Annotated in this window: 14 protein-coding genes; 8 read left to right on the top strand and 6 right to left on the bottom strand. The window is 66.5% G+C overall.

Features of this window, described 5'->3' with window-relative positions:
- Positions 1-3,546 carry an indolepyruvate ferredoxin oxidoreductase family protein gene (locus tag CY658_RS24950; protein ID WP_257884988.1) on the bottom strand — a complete coding sequence of 1,182 codons (3,546 nt, stop codon included), beginning with the start codon at positions 3,544-3,546 and terminating at the stop codon, positions 1-3.
- Positions 3,547-3,809: 263 nt separating this feature from the next.
- Here CY658_RS24950 and CY658_RS24945 point away from each other — a divergent pair, with 263 nt between their 5' ends.
- From CY658_RS24945 to CY658_RS24930, 4 genes are all read left to right on the top strand, one after another.
- Positions 3,810-4,697, top strand: a complete 888-nt coding sequence (locus CY658_RS24945) for a LysR family transcriptional regulator (RefSeq protein ID WP_062472076.1) — start codon at positions 3,810-3,812, stop codon at positions 4,695-4,697.
- A 442-nt stretch (positions 4,698-5,139) separates the two neighbouring features.
- A complete protein-coding gene (locus CY658_RS24940) occupies positions 5,140-5,412 on the top strand; it encodes a hypothetical protein (RefSeq protein WP_101492737.1) in 273 nt (90 codons plus the stop codon).
- 161 nt (positions 5,413-5,573) lie between these two features.
- Positions 5,574-6,020 (top strand): hypothetical protein, encoded by a 447-nt coding sequence (locus CY658_RS24935; protein WP_101492736.1) that lies wholly within the window; start codon positions 5,574-5,576, stop codon positions 6,018-6,020.
- A gap of 233 nt (positions 6,021-6,253) precedes the next feature.
- Positions 6,254-6,934 carry a hypothetical protein gene (locus CY658_RS24930; protein WP_101492735.1) on the top strand — a complete coding sequence of 227 codons (681 nt, stop codon included), beginning with the start codon at positions 6,254-6,256 and terminating at the stop codon, positions 6,932-6,934.
- A 195-nt stretch (positions 6,935-7,129) separates the two neighbouring features.
- Here the strand turns inward: CY658_RS24930 and CY658_RS24925 are convergent, their stop codons facing one another.
- From CY658_RS24925 to CY658_RS24910, 4 genes are all read right to left on the bottom strand, one after another.
- A complete protein-coding gene (locus CY658_RS24925; RefSeq protein ID WP_101492734.1) occupies positions 7,130-8,077 on the bottom strand; it encodes a homocysteine S-methyltransferase family protein in 948 nt (315 codons plus the stop codon).
- 191 nt (positions 8,078-8,268) lie between these two features.
- Positions 8,269-8,931 (bottom strand): tRNA-uridine aminocarboxypropyltransferase, encoded by a 663-nt coding sequence (locus CY658_RS24920; protein ID WP_101492733.1) that lies wholly within the window; start codon positions 8,929-8,931, stop codon positions 8,269-8,271.
- A gap of 390 nt (positions 8,932-9,321) precedes the next feature.
- Positions 9,322-9,882, bottom strand: a complete 561-nt coding sequence (locus tag CY658_RS24915; RefSeq protein ID WP_101492787.1) for a GNAT family N-acetyltransferase — start codon at positions 9,880-9,882, stop codon at positions 9,322-9,324.
- 345 nt (positions 9,883-10,227) lie between these two features.
- Positions 10,228-12,372, bottom strand: coding sequence for a glycoside hydrolase family 3 N-terminal domain-containing protein (locus CY658_RS24910; protein WP_101492732.1), 2,145 nt, complete (start codon positions 12,370-12,372; stop codon positions 10,228-10,230).
- 129 nt (positions 12,373-12,501) lie between these two features.
- On the opposite strand from CY658_RS24910, the gene CY658_RS24905 reads away from it, so the two are divergent.
- Genes CY658_RS24905 through CY658_RS24890 form a run of 4 tightly spaced genes read left to right on the top strand, consistent with a single transcriptional unit; the run spans position 12,502 to position 19,230 of the window.
- Positions 12,502-13,797: a glucoamylase family protein gene (locus tag CY658_RS24905; RefSeq protein ID WP_101492731.1), complete on the top strand. Its 1,296-nt coding sequence runs from the start codon at positions 12,502-12,504 to the stop codon at positions 13,795-13,797.
- Positions 13,794-15,185: a glycoside hydrolase family 15 protein gene (locus tag CY658_RS24900; protein WP_101492730.1), complete on the top strand. Its 1,392-nt coding sequence runs from the start codon at positions 13,794-13,796 to the stop codon at positions 15,183-15,185. The genes CY658_RS24905 and CY658_RS24900 overlap by 4 nt, the downstream gene beginning before the upstream one ends.
- Entirely contained in the window at positions 15,182-16,942 is a 1,761-nt protein-coding gene (locus CY658_RS24895) for an ABC transporter ATP-binding protein/permease (protein ID WP_101492729.1), read from the top strand. Before CY658_RS24900 ends, CY658_RS24895 begins: the two co-directional genes overlap by 4 nt.
- Entirely contained in the window at positions 16,939-19,230 is a 2,292-nt protein-coding gene (locus CY658_RS24890) for a CocE/NonD family hydrolase (RefSeq protein ID WP_101492728.1), read from the top strand. The genes CY658_RS24895 and CY658_RS24890 overlap by 4 nt, the downstream gene beginning before the upstream one ends.
- A gap of 4 nt (positions 19,231-19,234) precedes the next feature.
- Here CY658_RS24890 and CY658_RS24885 read toward each other — a convergent pair whose 3' ends face one another.
- Positions 19,235-20,872, bottom strand: coding sequence for an alpha-amylase family glycosyl hydrolase (locus CY658_RS24885; protein WP_101492786.1), 1,638 nt, complete (start codon positions 20,870-20,872; stop codon positions 19,235-19,237).
- Positions 20,873-21,064 lie beyond the last annotated feature (192 nt).

Raw genomic sequence — 21,064 nt, 5'->3', positions numbered from 1 at the left:
TCAAGCGGCCATAGGCTCCGCCCGAACCGCACGCGCAGGCGCCCCGGTATCGAGCTGCCCACGCAGCATCTCCCACCGCACGCGCGCCGACACGATGCTCTCTTCCTTCACATGCCCAAAGCCGCGGATCTGTTCCGGCAGGCGCGCCAGCGACAGCGCCGTGTCGAAGTCGATGCGCTCGAAGCGTGCGAGCAGGTCGTCGACCATCGCGCGGTAGTCGGCAACCAGCTGGCGCTCCATGCGGCGCTCGGCGGTGCGGCCGAACGGATCGAGCGCCGTGCCGCGCAGGCCGCGCAGCTTCGCGAGCACGCGGAAGGCGCCGAGCATCCACGGGCCGAAGCTGGTCTTCACCGCGCGGCCTTCGGCGTCGCGACGGCCCAGCACCGGCGGTGCCAGGTGAAAGCGCAGCACCGGCTTGCCTTCGAACTGCTCGCCGAGCTTCTCCAGGAAGCGCGGGTCGGCGTACAGGCGCGCCACCTCGTACTCGTCCTTGTAGGCCATGAGCTTGAAGAGGCCCGAGGCGACGGCCTTGGCCAGCACGGTGCTGCCGCGCGTGCGTTGCTCGGCGTCGCGCACGCGTTCGACGAGGTCCGCGTAGCCGCGTGCGTAGGCGGCGTTCTGGTACGCCGTGAGGAACGCGGTGCGGTCCGCCACCAGCGCCCCGAAGCTTTGCGGCTTCTGCAGCGACACCACCTGCGCCGGTGCGGCCTGGCGCGTGACGGCAGCGAGGTCGAGCGCGGCCTTGCGGCCCCAGCGGAACGCGGCCTGGTTGGCCTTCACGGCCACGCCGTTGATCTCGATGGCCTTGTCGAGCGCTTCGGCCGACAGCGGAACAAACCCCTTCTGGAACGCGAAGCCCAGCAGGAACAGGTTGGCGGCAATGGCGTCGCCCATGAGGCGCGTGGCCAGCTGCGTCGCGTCGATGAAGTCGGCGCGGCCTTCGACCGATTCCTCGATGAGCGCACGCACCTGCGCGGCCGGAAACTCCCAGTCGGGCTGCTGCGCGAAGTGCCCGGTCGGCTGCTCGAAGGTGTTGACCAGCGCGTAGGTGCGGCCCGGCCGCATGCGCGCGATGGCGTCGGGTGCGCCGGCCGTGAGCATGTCGCAGCCCAGGATCAGGTCGGCCTCGCCGGTGGGAATGCGCTGCGCCTTCAGCTGCGCCGCGTCGCGCGCAATGCGCACGTGCGACGTGACCGAGCCGTTCTTCTGCGACATGCCCGTCATGTCGAGCACGCTCACGCCCTTGCCCTCGAGGTGCGCCGCCATGCCGATCAGCGCGCCGATGGTGATCACGCCCGTGCCGCCGATGCCGGTTATCAGGATGTTGTGCATGCCGTCCAGCGCGAGCGGCACCGGCGCGGGCAGAGCAGGTTCTTCGGCGGCCTTCACGGCCACGGGTGCGTGCTTGCGCGGCTTCACGCCTTCGACCGTCACGAAGCTCGGGCAAAAGCCCTTGATGCACGACTCATCGGCATTGCATGCGCTCTGGTCCACGCTGCGCTTCAGGCCCAGGTCGGTTTGCTTGGGCAGGAGGGCGGTGCAGTTCGACTGCTCACCACAGTCGCCGCAACCTTCGCACACGGCGTCGTTGATGAACACGCGCCGCGCGGCTTGCGGAAACTCGCCCTTCTTGCGGCGACGGCGCTTCTCGGCCGCACACACCTGGTCGTAGATCAGCACCGACACGCCCTCGAAGCCGCGCAGCTCGCGCTGCACTGCGTCCATGTCGTCGCGGTGGTGCACGCTCAGCGAAAACAAACCGTCGCGCTCGGGCGGCAGCAGGCTGCGGTCGGCCCAGCGCGTCGGGTCTTCGGCCACCAGCGCGAGGCGCTTCACGCCTTCGGCCGCCACCTGGTGTGCGATGCGCGGCACGGTGATCGGCCCGTCGACCGGCTGGCCGCCCGTCATCGCGACCGCGTCGTTGTAGAGGATCTTGTAGGTGATGTTCACGCCCGCCGCCACGGCCGCGCGAATGGCGAGCGAACCCGAGTGGTAGTAGGTGCCGTCGCCGAGGTTCGCGAACACATGCTTGCGCTTCGAGAACCACGCCTGCCCGAGCCACGGCGCGCCTTCGCCGCCCATGTGCGTGGTGGTGCGGTTGTGCTCGGGGTAGATCGCCGTGGCCATCACGTGGCAGCCGATGCCTGCGAGCGCGAGGCTGCCTTCGGGCACCTTGGTCGAGGTGTTGTGCGGGCAGCCCGCGCAGTACCAGGCCGGGCGCGAGGGCGTGGCCACGGCCTTGCCGAGCACCACGTCTTTCGCATCGAGAATCGCCAGCCGCATGCGGATGCGGTCGCTCGTGTGAAAGCGCGCCACGCGCCCGGCAATGACGCGCGCGATCTGCGCCACCGAGAAGTCGGCGGTGGCCGGCAGCAGCCACTGGCCGCGCGGGTGCGCGCCCCATTCGCCCTGTTCGTCGAACTTGCCGATCACGCGCGGGCGCACGTTCTCGCGCCAGTTGTACAGGTGCTCCTTGAGCTGGTACTCGACGATCTGGCGCTTCTCTTCGACCACCAGAATCTCTTCGAGCCCGTCGGCAAACTCGCGGATCGAGTCGGGCTCCAACGGCCAGGGCATCGACACCTTGAACAGGCGGATGCCGATGCGCGCGGCCTCGTCGGCGTCAATGCCCAGTTCTTCGAGCGCTTCGAGCACGTCGCGGTACGACTTGCCCGAGGCCACGATGCCCAGCCGGGCCTGCGGCGAATCGATGGTCACGCGGTTCAGGCGGTTCTCGCGCGCGTAGGCGATGGCGGCGTAGATCTTGTAGTCCTGCATCAGCGCCTCCTGCTTGCGCGCCTGCACGCCGAGCGTGTCGGTCGACAGCCGCGCATGCACGCCGCCGGGCGGAAACACGAAGTCCTTCGGCAGGCGCGTGTGCACGTCGAGCGCGCCGGCGGCAATGGAGCCCGACGACTCCACCGTGTCGGCCAGCGCCTTGAAGCCGACGGGCAGGCCGGCAAAGCGCGACATCGCAAAGCCGTGCAAGCCCAGCTCGATGTATTCCTCCACGCTCTGCGGGTAGAGCATGGGGATCATCGACGCGGCGAACAGGTGGTCGCTCTGGTTGGGCAGCGTAGAGGAAGACGCGCCATGGTCGTCGCCCGCCACCAGCAGGATGCCGCCCTTCGGCGAGGTGCCCGCGTGGCTCATGTGCTTGAACACGTCGCCGCAGCGGTCCACGCCGGGCGCCTTGCCGTACCACATCGCAAACACGCCATCGACCGCGCTCTCGCCGGTCAGGTGCACCTGCTGCGTGCCCCACACGGCGGTGGCGGCCAGCTCTTCGTTCACGCCGGGCAGGAACTTGACGGCGTTGGCTTCGAGCTGCGGCTGGGCTTTCCACAGCGCTTCGTCCAGGCCGCCGAGCGGCGAGCCGCGGTAGCCCGAGACGAAGCCCGCGGTGTTCAGGCCGGCCTGCTGGTCGCGCCATTTCTGCACGAGCATGAGGCGCACCAGCGCCTGGATGCCGCTCAGGTAGATCCGGCCTTCGGTGGCCGTGTATTTGTCGTCCAGCGCAACGCTGGCGAGTTCGTGGGATGCCATGAGAGAAAAGACTCCGGGTAGGACTCGTGGGATGCGGGCGTGGCCCCGGTAGAGGGCCGGCCCGCGAAACGTCTCGCCGGGGTTGCCGCCGAGACAGCGACGATTCTTTCGCACCGCGAGCCGAAAGTGCTTCTTCGTTTCGAGGGAGAAACCCGCATTCCGGAAGAACCATCGCCGCCACCGTCGATTCGCCGAAAGGCCTTCGGTCATGCAGGCGCCAGCGCGCAGGCCCGACAATGTCCGCCCGATCGACCGAGGACCTGATGAGACCCGACCTGGATTCGCTGGCGCTGTTCCTGCGCGCCATTGAGCACGGCAGCCTGTCGAAGGCGGCCGCCGAGAGCCACATGGTGCTGTCGGCCGCCAGCCGGCGCCTGGCCATCCTCGAGAGCCAGCTCGGCGTGGGGCTGCTCAACCGCACCTCGAAGGGCGTGACGCCCACGGGCGCGGGCGAGTCGCTGGCCATGCATGCGCGCCAGATCCTGCGCGACGTGGACCGTATGCGCGCCGACCTGTCCGACTACGCGCAGGGCGCCACCGGCCGCGTGCGGCTGCACGCCAACGCGTCGGCGATGGGCCAGTTCCTGCCCGACGACGTGGCGAGCTTTCGGCTGCGCTACCCCGAGATTCGTGTGAGCGTGGAAGAGCACCGCAGCGTCTACATCGTGCAGGCCATCCGCGACCGCCAGGCCGACGTGGGCGTGATCACCAGCGAGGCGGTCGACCCGGCGCTGCACTTCATTCCGTACCGCACCGACCGGCTCGTGGCCATCGTGCGCCAGAAGCATCCGTGGCGCGGGCGCGAGGTGTCGTTCGAAGAACTGCTCGACTTCGATTTCGTGGGGCTCGAAGACGACTCCGCCATCTCCCGCACCATGGAAGACGCCGCGATGAGCGCGCGCAAGGTGCTGCGGCTGCGTGTGCGCGTGAAGAGCTTCGAGGCCGTGTGCCGGATGATCGAAGCGGGCATGGGCGTGGGCATCCTGCCCGAGGGGGCAGCGGTGACTTACCGCAAGGAGATGAAGCTGCGCTTCATCAACCTCACCGATGCGTGGGCTTCACGTCGGATGTACCTGTGCACGCGGCAGGAGGCATTGAGTTTTCCGCAGCGTCGGTTGGTCGATCATTTGCTGGCACGGGGCATGCCGTAAAAGTCCTTCAGGGCGACGCTCCCGCCGACGGGGAGCCTTGCTCCGCGAATGTCCCCCGGGGCTTCGCCCCTCCTCCTTGATTTCGCTGCGCAAGGCACCCCATCGACGTGAGCGTGTTGAGTGCGGCTGCGGATCGGCAGGGCGCACGGCGGAAGCTGCATTTGTTGGCGCGCTTCGAGACTTCGTGCCGCACGAAATCGGCACGGCGCAAGGCTCTTCTCTAAAGTAGCTGCCCCTGCCACTCAAAACCCCACCAAGGGGACTCGGAAGACGCCACACACACAGCCATTGAAATGTTGGAAGGCTGCTTGCCTCGCGGCAGGTCGTCGGTGCGAAAGCAGCGATGCAAATGCGAGGTATCAAAAGGCGACGGCCGGGGTGTTAGTAGCATCCCAGCCGTCTAACCAAAGACGTGCAACACCCTCGAAAGGACCGCACAAAAATGGCTACCAAGACTATAGCCCGGCCTCGCACGCCGGTATCCCCCGCCGGAAACGCCCACGAAGACCCGGCGAATCTCCTCGAAAACACACTCGCCCAACTCGAAGCCCTGCTGTGGGTCTGCCACGGGGAAGACATCGACTGGTGCAGCGGCGAAGGGCCCCGGCAACTGGACAACCTGCTGTGGCTGGCGGCAGAACTGGCGCGCAAGGCGGGGAAGTTGTTTCAGGCGAGCGAGAGGGCGCGGAGTGGAGCGCCTGAGGCCGGCGGTTAGCGGCGGGTCTGCGGGCTGCGGAGCTGAAAAACGCAGCGGCGAATCGCTCAGCCTATGATCAGAAACGTTCTTGTGGAGGAGGCCGTGACCGGAAGTTCCGCGCTGCTCAGCTTGTCTCTCAGGTCGTGCGTCATACATTGCATGAGTCACATGGAAGCCCTATGAGAAAAACCTTGCCTCTCTGCACCCTCGTGTCGTTGTTCGCCCTCTCGGGTCAGGCCATCGCAGGTGCAAATACGGCGCAACTGAACTGCACCGGGAGTCACGCGGGGCAGGCACTCACCTTGGTGGGTGATGTGCCCGCCTCCATTGTTGAGGTCGATCTGAAACTCTCCTACCGCGGGCAAACCATCCGCTTGGCTTCACCACAGGCAGAGACCTCTGAGTCCACTGATTTCCGTCGTGGCATCTACAGGGTAGAGGCTGCGCTGTCCGGCTCCAACAGGCTCCAGCTTCAAGCCAAGCCCAAGAGCATCAAGTACAAAGGCAGCATGGGTGGCGGCAAGCTCAACGCCAGCTTTGGCGCCGTCCTCAAGGATGCGCCTGAACCCTTTAAATCGGCTCTGAAAGGGGCTGAGCTCAGCTGCACCTATGCATATGAAGTTTGAGCAAGGGCTCACAAGTCGTTCAACCAGACAAATAGCTGCTGTGCGGTTGTTTGTCGGTTAACGCCAACGTTGGATTTTGGGTGCCGACTGACGACGGTCTGCGCGCGGCCAAAAGCAGCCGTCCTTCCGCCGCGATGATGGTGCGTTGCGGTCGCCGCATGGGGCGGGCTTGGGTTGCCGCCGACACGACGGTGCGGTAGCCTCCCGGCTCCAACACTGCCAGGAGTCTCCCGATGCCCAGTCGCTTACTTCTTTCCGCTGGCGCTGCCGTCGCAGCCACCGTACTGATCATTGGTTGCGGTGCCATGGGTTCATCGGGCGGCAACTCCATGAGCTTCTTCATCACCAGCGTCAACCCCGGCAAGGGCGGCGACCTGGGAGGCTTGGCCGGAGCCGACCGCTTCTGCCAGTCGCTGGCCACGAGTGCGGGGGCGAGAAACAAAACCTGGCACGCTTATCTGAGCACCGCCGCCGCGAACGGGCAGCCGGCTGTCAATGCGCGCGACCGGATCGGCACTGGTCCTTGGACCAATGCCAAGGGAGTGGTCGTCGCCACCGGCGTGGCCGACCTGCACAGCGCCAACGCCAAGCTCGGCAAGGACACCTCGCTGACCGAGAAGGGCGAGGTTGTCTCCGGCTTCGGCGATCCAGTCAACCGCCACGACATCCTCACCGGCTCGCGCCCTGACGGCACTTTGGCCGTGGCCGATCCGGGTAAGGACACCACATGCGGCAATTGGACCAAAGGCGACGGCGGCTCCGCCATCGTGGGTCACCACGACCACAAGGGTACCAATCCCGATCCAGTAGCCAATGCTTCGTGGAACTCTTCGCACGGTACGCGCGGCTGCAGCGTCGACCAACTCAAAATGAGCGGCAGCGCTGGGCTGATGTACTGCTTCGCGACGAACTGACTTTGGCAGATGGGCGGGCCCCGGCCCGCGTCGTCTTGACGAGGCTGTCCCTTGCCGAGTTCGACCATGGCGATGCAAGTCGTGATCCTTGCCGCCCCGGCGGCTACATTCGGCCAGTAGGAGTCCTTCGCGAACGACCGCTTCTTCTATGTGACAGCCCTACTGCACTGACAGCGAGATGCTGCGCGAGATTTGCTATGTCACGCGGTCTCGTACCCATGCGTCGCGGATCGCGCGCAGATGCCGATCGTCAGTACCGCAGCAGCCGCCCAGCACATTGAGCGCCGGCAGTGGTGCGCGCAGCCTTCGGTAGCACTCACCCAAATCGGCTGGGTCACCGATGTCCAACTCGGTCGCGACATCCAACTCGGCATGGCTGCGCGTCGACGCATTCGCACGAATCCCTCGAATTCGAGTGGTCCAGGCTCCGCCGTCGGCGAAGCACGCCTCGAAGTGGCTCGGATGAGCGCAGTTCACGGCAAAGTACGCTGGCGCCGTATCTGCATCGACTCGCTCCATCGCTTCTCGCAACGGCTCCCCGTTGGGTAGACGGCCATCAGTCTCGACCGTGAACGAAATTGCGACCGGCAAGCCGACCGCCTTAGCGGATTGAGCGATGCCGATGGCCTCGGCGCTGGTGGTCATCGTCACCGCTGTCAGCATGTCGACGCTGCCCTTTTTCAACGCCGCGGCTTGCGGTAGGTGATAGGCCGCCGCATCAGCCGCGCTGCTCGGCTCATCGGCCATGTAGCCGTCGCCGCGCGGTCCAATGATGCCGCTCAGGACCACCGGACCGGTCAATCGGGAACGCCATTCATCCCGAAGGCCACTTACCAGACGCGCGGCGTCGATGTTGGCTCGTTCGAGCGCCGACGAGTCATACCCCAGCAGGTGACCCCAGTCCGGGTTTGCCCGCCAAGTGGGTGTCTCCAGCACGAAGCCGGCGCCAGGGGTACTGGCGCACAGTTCGAGATAGGTCCGGTAGTAGCGTTGGAGCCGCTCGCGCCCCGCGTAGTCCCGAAGCAGGACGAACGCCGCGAAGTGCGGCAAGTCCACGCCATCCAAAAAGACAAGCGTCGTCTCAAGCCCGCCGTCGCTGAGAAACAGTCCGCCGGCAAGCTGCGGAAGCGTTGCATCGATCATGGCGCACCTCCGATTTCATTCTGACGCGCCCGCGGTCAACTTGCAATCGCTTGCAGGCGCCTACTTGCGGCCGGCTCCATGTCGGACATTGCGCAGTGCATTGTTCGAGTCATCGGAGGTCTGCAAAGGGCCCTTCGCGACAGCAGCGCGACCGGCTACAGTCGGCCAGAACCAGCCATTTAGCTGGTCACTTAAATGAACCCCGTAACCGTTGGTCGAGGGCAGGACTTGTCGGTTTGCGCGTTTCGCTGCCCGCCAGCCTGCTCCAAGTACTCTACAAACCCGTCGAAGGCATTCAACAAGGGCTGGAACCGCGCCGCACCGCCTTCCAGTTGGCACAAGGCGTAGCAGGTTGCCTCCAGCGTAGACAGTTGGTCGGGCCCATGGGCTTTGCGGATACGGTAGTGCGAAGGCGGCAGGTTGTGCAGGGCCAAGCGGGGCAACTGTTGCAGTGGCGGGCTTTGGTAGAGCATCTTTCGGCTTTTGCGCCAGGTGCCGTCCAGCACGACCAGGCGCAGGCGCGACGGGGCTTGCGGCCACTCGGGCGGTAGCGGGGCTGGGACCCGCAGGTCCGGGGCGGTATCTTGCAGACTGTCCGGGTACAACAGCAGCGTGTGCTTGCCGTCCTCCGGCCAGACGGGTACGGCAAATGCCTCACCCACCACCAAGCGGCAGTGCGCCAAGCTGAGGTGCAGCAGGCGGGCACTGCCTTTGGCCTGGTGTACCTCCAGCGGGTGCTGCAGCACTAGTACCTCCACCGCGTGGGCGGTGGGCGCGACCCAGCGGCAAATGCAGGCGCCGAGCGGGCGCAGGCAAGCGGTGCACTGGGGGCGTGGAACTAAAGCGGCGGACATGGCTGGATTTTATTCAGCGTGCCTGGCCAGGCAATGCGTGGAAGGAGATGTCTCTTAGCTTTGGTGCGACGACCGGCAGCTTTGGACAATGCAATTAGTGAGTTGTATGGGCTTCGCACTTTCCTCGAAGGCATCACTCAAAGAAATGCTCTGTTGATCGCCGAAGACGATCTCAGTCGCGAGGCAATCCGCAGTCGGACGGGTGGCGCTTCGCTTAACAGTTAGGCTGGCGCCTGACCTCATTCGGCCAGGAGCAGTCGGTGGCTCTTAGGTAAAGCGGACACTCAACGTCGGAGTTGACCGGTGCGCAGTGGTGTTGCGCCGCAAGACGTATGTTCACGTACACAGCCTGCGGCGTAAAGCCGCTGCGTGTCCGTGTCGAACGACCTGTTAGACCACACTCGTTGTACTCCACTGCGCCTTAAGCAAAGCATATTGCAGAAGGTCGTGGTGCCGGCCTGCCCAGTACCCAGCATCCCGTTGATGCCCCTCTTGCAGAAAGCCGAGCGTTGCGAGCAATGCCAGAGACGCCTTGTTGTCAGGGTGTACCTGCGCCTCGATTCGATTTAGTTGCACCTCTCGGAACCCCCACGTGATAACTGCTTCTAGCGCTTCTCTTACGTATCCGCGCCCCTGATGCGCCGGAGCGATTTCGTATCCGACTACGCAGGATCTCCAGTTTCGATTCCAGCGAAACAGGCCGCACGTACCAATCAGTCCTGGTCGGTCTTTCAGCTCCATGGCCCAGCGCGCTCCAGAGACCGGCTCTTTCCGCCAGCTCGAAAACGTAGCGACTAGCTTCCTGGCGCCGTCAAGATTGGGAATCGGATCCGACCCGAACCATCGCATGTGCTCGTGGTCACCATGGATTTGAAGGAGACTTTCCGCATCCGATTCCAGAATCTCACGCAGGGTGAGTCGGGATGTCTCGAGCGTTGGGTAATCGACCATGAGCTGCTTGCGGTCTAACGTTTGACATGAGAGGCGGCGCCCGGCTTGCCGGGTGATGTATCTCGCAAACCTTGCGAAATAAACTGGACCGTGCGGGATATTCTGGACACTCATTCCTCCTGTAAGTGGCTTGCAGCCTGAATTTGCACAGGGATGCCTGTTTAAAACTTGGGCAAAATCCGGCCACAACCGGACATCGAAATCGAATGGGCTAACAGGCTCCTGCGGCTCGACGGGTTGGACTACCGGGAAACCACTTGCGTGAAACCGGCCGGGCTCGCACCCGTCCATCGAGCCGCAAAAGCTGGAGGCACGAACGACAAGGCCGCAGGCAATGCTAGGGCTTCAACACAACTCGATGGTCTGGCGTAGCAACCCCGATGGCTCGGCACTCGGCCCGACGAAGATCTCGACTTCGCCCGCCTCGAACACGGGCTGCAGGTCCGGCCCGAGGTAGCGCAGCTCGGCCGCCGGCAGCTCCAGGTTCGCCGAGCCGGCTTCGCCCGGCGTCAATCGCAGCTTCGCGCAGCCCTTGAGTTCCAGCAACGGCCGGGTGACACGGCTCAGCTTGCTGCGGACGAACAGGAAGACAGTCTCTTCAGCCTCGTGCGCGCCCACGTTGCGCAGCCTGACGCTGATCTTCAACGCGTCCTGCTCGCGCACGCGCCTCGGCTCGACCTGAAGCTCGTCGTAGACAAACCGCCCGTAAGTCAAGCCGTGGCCGAAGGCATACAGCGGCGTGTTGTCGACGTCCTGGTACCTGCTCGTGAAGTAGTCGGCGGGATTCATCGGCCGGCCGGTGGGCCGCTGGCCGAAGTAGATCGGCATCTGCCCGACGACGCGCGGCCAGCTCATCGGCGTGCGACCGTTGGGGGTGACCTGGCCTGTGACCACGTCGGCGATCGCGTGGCCGGCTTCGACGCCGAGGAACCACGCAGCCAGCAGCGCATCGGCGTGTTCGGCCAGCCAGGGGACGACGAGCGGGCGGCCCGAGAACAGGATGGCGATGACGGGGATGCCGAGCGCGTGTGCACGTGCCACCGTCGCTTCGGCCAGAGCCTGCTGCCGGCCGGGAAGCGCGGGCGTGGCACGGCTCGCCGCTTCGCCGCTCATCGTGGCACGCTCGCCCAGGCACAGCAGAACGGCGTCGGCGCCGTCGCACAGCGCAATGGCAGCTTCGATGCCGCTGTCGTCATCGCTCTCGATGGCGACGCCCGACGCGTGGCGTATGTCGGTCTGCGGCAGCGCGGCGCGCAAGCCGGCAAGCACGCTGACGGCTGGCTCGTCTCCACCGGCACCCCACCACGGGCCTTTCATCTCGGTGCTTGCGTCGGCCAGCGGGCCGATGAGGCACAGCGCCTTCGCCGCCGCAGGCAAGGGCAGGGTGTCGCGCTCGTTCTTCAGCATGACGATGGCCTTGCGCGCGGCGTCGCGCGCCAGCGCGTGCCGCTCGGCGACAACCGCCGCGGGTTCCGGTGTCGCGCCACGGCGGTAGGGGTCGTCGAACAGGCCGAGCTGCTCCTTGAGTCGCAACACGCGGCGCACGCTCGCGTCGATCTCTTCGATCGTCACCCGTCCCTGCGCGAGCGCGATGGGCAGGCCCTTGCGGTACGCGTCGGCCATCATGTCGATGTCGACGCCGGCCTTCAGCGCCAGCACCGCGGCATCGACGAGATCGGCCGCGACGCCGTGCTTGATCAATTCCGCGATCGCGTTGTAGTCGCTGACGATGACGCCGTCCCAGCCCATCTCGCCGCGCAGCCAGTCGCGCAGCAAGGGGATGTGCGCCGTCATCGGCACGCCGTTGAGATCGGTGAAGGCGGGCATCAGCGTCGCGACGCCGGCGCGCACGGCTGCCGCGAAGCCCGGCAGATGCACCTCGCGCAAGGTGCGCTCGGAGATGTCGACCGAGGCGTACTCCCGCCCCGCATTGACTGCGCCGTATGCGACGAAATGCTTCGCACAGGCGGCCAGCGATTCGGCCGACGACAGATCGGCCCCCTGGAAGCCGCGCACCTTGGCCTGCGCGATGCGTGCGTTCAGCCAGGGGTCTTCGCCAGGTCCTTCCGCGGTGCGGCCCCAGCGGGGATCGCGCGATACATCGAGCATCGGCGCGAAGGTCATCGCCAGGCCGTCGGCAGCGCCTTCGCGCGCGGCCTCGCGCGCCGTGCGCTCCCAGAGCTCTTCGTCGAAGGTGCCGGCCTCCGCAAGCGGGATCGGAAAGAGCGTGCGATGGCCATGAATGATGTCCAGGCCGATCAGCAGCGGAATGCGAAGCCGCGACTTCTCGACGGCCAGTCGCTGCATTTCGTGCGTGGGGCCGGCGCCGACCATGTTCAGCAGATTGCCGACGCTGCCGTCGATGATCGACTGCGTGGAGTCCCCCGCGAGCACCGGCCCGGTGACCGTGTAGCTGGAGGCAGTCATCGTCAGTTGACCCAGCTTTTCGGCAAGCGTCATCCGGGCCATGAGGGTGTCGATGCGACTCATCAGGGATTTCGAATAGAACCCAAGGGCCTTAATGATGGCATGCTGCGGGGAAGGCCATCGGCCGCGTGGCGTCGATGACTGGATGAAACCAGAAGTGACACGCCAGGACAACCACGAAAGGAGCCATTCGTGTTGAAGGATGACAAGAGTCCGAGGGCACTGGCTGCCCTGTCCGATGAAGCCTTGATCGACGCCGTGCAGCGGCAGACCTTCCGCTATTTCTGGGACGGTGCGGAGGCCGACAGCGGCCTGGCGCTCGACCGCCGCACGCTCGTCGGCGCCACGGGCGAGGACCTGGCCGACGACAGGGTCGCGATCGGTGGCACGGGCTTCGGCATCATGGCCATGATCGTCGCGGTGGAGCGCGGCTGGGTCACGCGGGACGCCGCGCTGGAGCGCCTGGGCCGCATGCGGGACACCCTCTTTCGCGCCAGGCGCTACCACGGCGCCTTCCCCCACTTCATGGACGCAGCGAGCGGCGAGACGATCCCGATGAGCCCCAAGGACGACGCGGGCGATCTGGTCGAGACCTCGTTTCTCTGCATGGGCCTGCTCTGCGCGCGCCAGTATTTCAACGACGACACGGCCATGGCGCGCCGGCTGCGCGCCGACATCGACACGCTGTGGCACGAGGTCGAATGGAACTGGTTCACCCAGGGCGGTCGGGACGTGCTGTACTGGCACTGGAGCCCGAACCACGGCTGGGCGATGAACCATGAAGTGCGCGGCTGGAACGAGTGCCTCATCACCTACCTGCTGGCCGCGGCCGCGCCGCGCCATGCGATCGATCCGCGGGTGTACCACCGCGGCTTCGCGGCGGGGCCCGGTTTCCTCAACGGCAGTTCGTACTACGGCATCGAGATACCTCTGGGCATGCCGTACGCCGGCCCGCTGTTCTTCACGCATTACTCGTTCTGCGGCCTCGATCCGCGCGGCCTGAGGGATCGTTACGCCGACTACTGGGATCTCAACAACCGCCACGTGCAGATCAACCGCGCCCACTGCGTTGCCAATCCCCGGGGCTTTCCGGGCTACGGCGAATCGTGCTGGGGCCTGACCGCGAGCGACGACCCCGACGGCTACCTCGCGCACGACCCGAGCAACGACAACGGCACCATCTCGCCGACGGCCGCGCTGGCCAGCCTGCCGTATGCGCCCGCCGAGGTGATGCGGGTGCTGCGGCATTTCCTCACCGTGCATGGCGAGCGGGTGTGGAGGGACTATGGCTTCGTCGATGCCTTCTGCGAGGCGCGCGGCTGGTTCGCGGACACCTACCTTGCCATTGACCAGGGCCCGATCGTCGTGATGATGGAGAACCATCGCACGGGCCTTCTGTGGAAACTGTTCATGAGCGTGCCCGAAGTGCAGGCCGGGCTGCGCCGCCTGGACTTCAGCAGCCCGCATCTCGGGTCGCCCGCACCGTGACCTTCAGCGTGGCGAGCCAGCAAGACCCGGCTTTCGAGCCATGGCTCGAAAGACAGCTGTCCCATTCGGCGAGCGCGATGCTGGCCAGCATCTCGCCGGTGTCGCTCGTCAAGCATCGCCCGGGCTTCGGTCAGACCCTACGGCCGCTGGTCGGCGCCGTCGTCGCCTCGCCGGTGCTTGGCAATTACGACCCGGACCCGGACTACTTCTTTCATTGGTTCCGCGACTCTGCGGTCGTCATCGATGCATTGCGCCTGCTCTACGTCGAACGACGCATCGGCGACGAAGCCCTGCGGCATCTGCGCGATTTCACCCGCTTCAGCCTTGCCTTGAATGGACTCGATGGGCGCGCAGTTGCCGCGGTGCAGGGCCGCAGAGCGCGCGTGGCTCCCGAACTCCTGCAGTACCTGCGCGAGGACCATGACCTCGCGCGCATCCACGGCGATGCGGTCGTCGCCGAGACGCGGGTGAACCCCGACGGCACGCTCGACATCCTCCGATGGGCGCGCCCCCAGCACGACGGGCCGCCATTGCGCGCGCTGGCGCTGCTGCGCTGGGCGGCCGCAGGGCACCTCGACGCGGCGCTGCTGGCGGAAGTCACGCCGCTGATCCGCTTCGACATCGACTTCACGCTGCGTCACTGGCGCGAGCCGTCATACGACATCTGGGAGGAGGAGCTCGGCCACCACTACTACACACTGCGCGTCGCAGGGGCCGCGCTGGCCGAAGGCGCGGCATGGCTGGAGGGCCTGGGCGACACGGCGCAGGCGCAGCGCTGCCGGGAGGCGTCGCGGGCCGTGCTCGGCCTGCTCGACGGCTACTGGGTAGACGAGGGGGTGGACGATCTCGATTCGACGCGCGGCTACTACCGTTCACGCGTGCTGGCGGACGACCGGCCCAGTCCGAAGGCGCTGGACATCGCGGTGATCCTCTCGGCAATCCACAGCCTCGGCACCGAGGCTGCCCATGGACCGGCCGATCCGCGCATGCAGGCCACGCTGGCGCGACTCGATGCGCTCTTCGATGCGGCCTATCCCATCAACCACGGCCGAGCCGCGGGCCGTGGCGCAGCGATGGGGCGGTACGCCGGCGACGTGTACTGCTCGGGCGGCGCGTACTACTTCTCGACGCTCGGCGCCGCCGAGTTCTGTTTCCGCGCCGCGGCGATGGGCGACGATGCACGCCATTGGCTCGAACGCGGTGATGCCTACCTCGCCACCGTGCGCGCGTACACGCCGGACAGCGGCGATCTGTCGGAACAGTTCGACCAGCGCAGCGGCGCGCAGACCTCGGCGAAGCAACTGGCCTGGAGCCACGCCGCATTCATTTCGTGTGCCTCGGCGCGCCGCATCGCGGGTGCCGCCTGTCAGGCGCCGCGAGGGCGATGAGCACGAGGCCGGAGACCCGCGTCGAGCCGGTTGCAAAGGCCGGTGTCTTCCGTCAGGCCGGCGAGTTGCTCGGTGCCTTGCGCGTGTCCCCGGTCGCGAAAACGCTTGTCGCGCTGATGGGCGCGATCGTCGTGGTCGTCGCGCTCACGGCGTATGGGCAGATCGAGCTCAACAGCTGGAACAAGCCGTTCTACGATGCGATCTCGCGTCGCGACCTGAGCGAATTCGTCGTGCAGGTCGGCGTCTTCGCGGTCATTGCGGGCGTGCTGCTGGTCTTGAACGTCGCGCAGAGGTGGTTGGGCGAAACCTTGCAGCTGAAGCTGCGCGAGGCCGTGGTCAATGACGTCGTGGGGCTGTGGCTGCAGCCGCGCCGGGCGTTCTGGCTGCAGGCCAGCGGCCCGATGGGGGCCCATCCGGATCAGCGCATGCACGACGACACGCTGAAGCTGTGCGATCTGTCGGTCACCCTCGGCGTGGGTCTGTTGCAGGCCGCGATGTTGTTCGGCAGTTTTGCGAGCGTGCTGTGGGTCATCTCCAAGGACTTCAGCCTCTTCTTCGACGGCAAGGACCACGTGTTGCCGGGCTTCATGTTGTGGGCGGCGATTGTCTATGCGATCGCCGGCTCTCTGCTCACCTACTGGGTCGGCAGCGGCCTGATCTCGCGCAACGCCGAGCGCTACGCGCGTGAGGGCGAATTGCGCTTCTCGCTGACGCGCATCAACGAGCACCTCGACGGCATCTCCCTGGCCGGTGGCGAGGCCGACGAGAAGCGTCGCGTCGCCACGCATTTCGGCGATGTCTTGCGCGCCACGTCGCGCGTGGTGCTCGGGCTGACCAACCTGACCTGGGTCACCGCGGGCTTCGGCTGGGTCACCATCATCGCGCCGACGCTGGTGGCCGCACCCCTCTACTTCTCGGGGAAGGTGTCGTTCGGTGGCTTGATGATGGCTGCCGCGGCCTTCACGCAGGCGCAGTCGTCGCTGCGTTGGTTCGTCGACAACTTCAGCATCATTGCCGACTGGCGCGCCACGCTGCTGCGTGTCACCGACCTGCGTCGGATGCTGGCCTCCGATCTGGAGGCACAGGCAGGCGGCAGTCGCATCGCCTACGACGAGAGCGATGCCGGGGCGCTCGCGATCGAAGCGCTCGAGGTTCGTTCCTGGACCGGCCACGATCGGCTGGACACCCCGGGTCTCGTCGTGCACCGCGGTCAGCGCGTGCTGATCCTCGGCACACCGGGCACCGAGAAGACCTTGCTGTTCCGGGCGCTCGCGGGCCTCTGGCCCTGGGGCTGCGGCACCGTGCGCCGGCCCGTCGGCGAGACGATCCACTACATGCCGCGCGGCACGCCCTACATTCCCCGCGGCACGCTGGCCGAAGTACTGTCGTATGCGATGGAGCCGTCGACCTACCCGAGAGAAGCCATGGTGGCCGCACTGGCGAGCGTGGGCCTCCAGCGTTTGGAACCATTGCTGAACCAGACGGGGCGCTGGGAGAGCGAGCTCAGCATGGACGAGCAGTTGCGGCTGGGCTTCGCCCGCGTGGTGCTGCAGGCACCGCCTTGGCTGGTGATGGACGAAGCCTTCGGTGCGTTCGACGACGACACGCTCGAACTCATCATCGACCTGCTGGGCAAGCTCACGCACACGGGCATCATCCACATAGGCTCGGCCGGAGAGGCGCACGACCGGCTGTTCACGCAGGTGGTGCATCTGGTCAAGGCGCCGAACGCAGTGCCCGAGGAGCCGCGACCATGAGACACCCCGGGTCAACCGTCAGTCGTGCGCGTCGCGCCCTCATGCGGCTGATGCTTGCGCTGCCCGCGTGGTCAACCTGGTCGCGGGCGGCGGATTTCGGCTTCCGGCCACCGCGCGATCCTGACGATGCCACCGCGGCGGACCTGATGCGCGACTTGGCCCAGCGCATCCTGCCGGTGTACCAGGACGCGGACACCGATGTCTTCCTGGCCAACGTGACTGCCCTGCAGATCGTCAGTGGCGCCTACCGTGCGGCCTACGACAGCAGCGCGGCCCTGCGCAGTCGCCGCCAGGGCAAGCCGTTCGACGGGCTGGTCGAGCGTGCGATCCTCGACGGCATCTATGCGCATGCGCGGATGCTCGAAGTGGACCAGCGCCTCGGCTTCGCCGAAACCTATGCGCGCTCGTTCCGCGAGCTGGTGTCGCCGCTCGACAACGCGCAAGCCCAGGCCATCATGGCGCGGCTCGAAACCCCACCGGCGGTGTACAGGGAGCCGCTGCGTCAGGCGTTCGATCTCTGGCGCGCGAAAGGAAGCCTTCCGCAGGCCGATGCGCTGGCGCTCGTGCGAACCTGGCTTTCGTACCAGTCGCGTCGCAGCTTCCGTGCGCTGCTGCCCGAATTGTTCGCGGCGGAAAACCGCAACCGCTACGTGGCGGAAGCTGACGTCAGGATTTCCGTGCGCGGGGGTGTCATCCATGCCAGCCTGGTCCGGCCCGGCCGCGCGAACGCAGCCTTGCCGACGCTGCTGCGCTTCACGCTCGACCCCGCCGAAGACGACGCACAGCACAGCGCCGCCAAAGGCTACGTCGGCGTCACGGCGTACGTACGCGGCCGCACGCCCGACGGCAAGGGCGCCGTATGGCCGTTCGTTCGCGACGGCGAAGACGCCGCCGCCGTCATCGACTGGATTGCCCGGCAGGCGTGGAGCGACGGCCGCGTCGCCATGCTCGGCGACGGCTACTCCGGCTACGCCGCCTGGGCCGCCGCCCGAAGGAGACCGGCTGCCCTCAAGGCCATCGCCACGATCGCGCCAATGGCGCCGGGCATCGACTTCCCGATGGCCGGACAAATCTTCCGCAACGCCATGGTCCGCTGGGCGCAGGCGCACGCGACGGCCGAGCCCTTGCGGGTTGGCGTCGACGCCGACGCCAGCCCGGACGCCGTGTGGCAGGCACTCGACGCGCGCTGGCACCGTGGCAATCGCCCCTACTGGGACATAGACCGCGTCTTGCTGGGCAAGCGCAGCAGGCTGATCCGGACCTGGCTGACACACCCAAGCCATGATCGCTACTGGCAGAAGTTCCTGCCGTCGGCGGAGCAGTTCGCGCGAATCGACATCCCGGTGCTCAGCTTCGCCGGCTACTACGGCGCCGACGCCGGCGCGCTCTACTTCCACCACGAGCATGTTCGCAACCGGCCGCAGGCCGACACGACGCTGCTGCTCGGCCCCTACGACGCGGCTTCGATCCGGCGCGGAACGGCGCCAGCGCTGCGCGGTTACACGCTCGACCCCGTCGCACGCGTCGACCTGCCCGAGTTGCGCTACCAATGGCTCGACCACATCCTGAAGGGCGCGAGCAAGCCTTCCCTGCTGATGGATCGCGTCAACTACCAGGTGATGGGCGCAGACCAATGGCGCCATGCGCCGACGCTGGACGCGCCGCAGCGCACCCGGCTGCGCCTTTACCTCGACACCCGCGAGCGCGACGACCCGCACCGCCTGCTGCCGTCGCCGTCCGAAGGCGGTGGCAGCACGCGGCTCTCGGTCGATCTCGCCGATCGACGCGACGTGCGCACGCCGTGGCCGGACGCGCTGCGGGTGAAGCAACTGCCGGCACGCAACAGCATCAGCTTCGCCAGCGATCCGCTGCCGGAGGACACCGAGATCGTCGGCAGCCTGCGTGGCGTGTTCGACATCACGCCCTCGCGACAGGACGTGGACTTCAACATCTCGCTGTACGAGCAGACGGCAAGCGGCGAATACCAGCTGCTGTTCGATCCCTACGACTTCCGCGCCAGCTACGCAGGCCATCGCGTGCGTCGCCGGCTCCTGCGGGCCGGCGAGCGTCAGCTGCTTGCGTTCACCACCGAGCGCGTGACGGCTTGCAAGCTCGCGGCGGGCAGCCGCATCGTGCTGCTGATCGGCCTCAACAGGCGCCCCGACCGGCAGATCAACTACGGCAGCGGCAAGGACGTGAATTCGGAAACCATCGCCGATGCGAAGTGGCCCCTCCGGGTGCGCTGGCATGCGCGCAGCTACGTCGAGATCCAGACGGGCAAGTCTTGATGGCTCATCGTGCCGTCGGACCTTTGTCGATCACGGCGCCGATGACGACACCTTCGCAAGGCGCCAGCACCAGGGGCCCTTCGATCGATCCGGTGCGCGCGGGATCGGTCGATGCCAGCACGATCGACTGGTGCGGCATCAACGCCGGCGAAATCGGCGCCGGGGTGGCGCCGAAGTTGAGGAGCACCACCAGCCGCTGTCCTTCGCCGTTGCGCGCATAGGCGAGCACCTCGCCCTCGGCGTCGAGCGCTTCATAGCTGCCCCGGTTCAGCGCAGGCTGCGCGCGGCGCAATGCGATGAGGCGCCGGTAGAGCGCCAGCATCGACCCTGCGTCGTGCGATTGCGCTTCCACATGGTTCGTGGGCCAGTCGGCTGCCAGGCGCAGCCACGGCGTACCGGTCGTGAAGCCCGCATGCGCCGCGGCGCTCCATTGCATCGGTGTTCGCTCCGGGTCGCGCCCCAGGCCCATGCCAGGCTTGTTCTTCTCGAACGGGTCCTGCACTTCATCGACGGGAATGGGGACGTCCGTCATGCCGATCTCGTCGCCGTAGTAGAGCGTCGGCGTGCCGCGCAGCGTGAGCAGCAGCATGGCCGCGAGCCGCGCCATCTGTGGCCCGACGCGGCTCGCAATGCGGGATCTGTCGTGGTTGCCCAGCACCCAGTTCGGCTGGGCGCCGACGGGCAGGGCGGCTTCGTAGTCGCGCACGAAGCGGTCGATGCGCGCCGCCCGCCACTCGGTCGCGATCAGCTGGAAGTTGAAGGGCAGTTGCACGCCTTCGAGCACGCCTTGGGCGTTGAGTCCGTAGTAGGCGACCAGGCGCGGGAGCGGCAGGTAGAGCTCGCCGATCAGCACGCGCGACGAGCGTGCGTCGCTGAATGCGTCGACCACGCGGCGCATCTCGGCCACGATCGGCTGCACCTCCGGCAGGTCGGTGTTGTAGAGCATCAGCCAGCGAAAAAACGGGTCTTGGCCTTCGACGAAGTCGGGGTTCGGCGGGTTGTCGCGGAACTGCGCGTCCTTGATGATCTGGGAGAGCACGTCGACGCGGAATCCGTCGACGCCGCGCCGAAGCCAGAAGCGCAGCACCTCGTACATCGCAGCGCGCACTTCGGGGTTGCGCCAGTTGAGGTCGGGCTGCTCCTTCAGGAACGAATGGCCGTAGTACTGGCCGGTGGTCGCATCGAAGGTCCAGGCCGGGCCGCCGAAATTGCCGAGCCAGTTGTTGGGCGGCCCGCCGTCCGGTGCCGGGTCGCGCCAGATGTACCAGTCGCGTCGCGGATCGCCGCGTGCGCTGCGGCTGCGCACAAACCACGGATGCCGGTCCGACGTGTGGTTGGGCACGAAGTCCAGGATGATCCTGAGCCCTCTCGCGTGCGCCTCCTGCACCAGCGCATCGAAGCCGTCCAGCGTGCCGAAGCGCGGATCGATGTCGCAAAAATCGGAGATGTCGTAGCCGAAGTCGGCCATCGGCGAGGGATAGATCGGCGAGATCCAGACGGCATCGACGCCGAGCGAGACCAGGTGATCCAGCCGGGCGCGGATTCCGCCCAGGTCTCCGATGCCATCGCCGTTGCTGTCCTGGAACGAACGCGGGTAGACCTGATAGACGATTCCGCACTTCCACCAGTCGTCGGCTGACATCTTGATCCCCTCATGGTCGGTTTCGATCGGGTCCATTGTCTCCATGAAGTTTGCAGGGCATCACTGCGCTGTGGCCAATACCTTTGCAGACGTCTTCGGCCCGCGACGCCGTGTGCCTGCAACGGACCATGTCTACCTTGAAACCGGTCGTCGATCCTGAGGTCTCGTTGGTGCCTGATGACAGGGGGCGGC

Origin of the sequence: Variovorax sp. RO1 (assembly GCF_002849325.1) — a bacterium.
GTDB lineage: Bacteria > Pseudomonadota > Gammaproteobacteria > Burkholderiales > Burkholderiaceae_C > Variovorax.
This window is presented reverse-complemented; position numbering and strand designations above follow the sequence as displayed.

Excerpts from the sequence above, each read along its gene's own strand:
- CY658_RS24950 (WP_257884988.1), bottom strand. The coding sequence starts at position 3,546 with ATGGCATCCCACGAACTCGCCAGCGTTGCGCTGGACGACAAATACACG.
- CY658_RS24945 (WP_062472076.1), top strand. The coding sequence starts at position 3,810 with ATGAGACCCGACCTGGATTCGCTGGCGCTGTTCCTGCGCGCCATTGAG.
- CY658_RS24940 (WP_101492737.1), top strand. The coding sequence starts at position 5,140 with ATGGCTACCAAGACTATAGCCCGGCCTCGCACGCCGGTATCCCCCGCC.
- CY658_RS24935 (WP_101492736.1), top strand. The coding sequence starts at position 5,574 with ATGAGAAAAACCTTGCCTCTCTGCACCCTCGTGTCGTTGTTCGCCCTC.
- CY658_RS24930 (WP_101492735.1), top strand. The coding sequence starts at position 6,254 with ATGCCCAGTCGCTTACTTCTTTCCGCTGGCGCTGCCGTCGCAGCCACC.
- CY658_RS24925 (WP_101492734.1), bottom strand. The coding sequence starts at position 8,077 with ATGATCGATGCAACGCTTCCGCAGCTTGCCGGCGGACTGTTTCTCAGC.
- CY658_RS24920 (WP_101492733.1), bottom strand. The coding sequence starts at position 8,931 with ATGTCCGCCGCTTTAGTTCCACGCCCCCAGTGCACCGCTTGCCTGCGC.
- CY658_RS24915 (WP_101492787.1), bottom strand. The coding sequence starts at position 9,882 with ATGGTCGATTACCCAACGCTCGAGACATCCCGACTCACCCTGCGTGAG.
- CY658_RS24910 (WP_101492732.1), bottom strand. The coding sequence starts at position 12,372 with ATGAGTCGCATCGACACCCTCATGGCCCGGATGACGCTTGCCGAAAAG.
- CY658_RS24895 (WP_101492729.1), top strand. The coding sequence starts at position 15,182 with ATGAGCACGAGGCCGGAGACCCGCGTCGAGCCGGTTGCAAAGGCCGGT.
- CY658_RS24890 (WP_101492728.1), top strand. The coding sequence starts at position 16,939 with ATGAGACACCCCGGGTCAACCGTCAGTCGTGCGCGTCGCGCCCTCATG.
- CY658_RS24885 (WP_101492786.1), bottom strand. The coding sequence starts at position 20,872 with ATGTCAGCCGACGACTGGTGGAAGTGCGGAATCGTCTATCAGGTCTAC.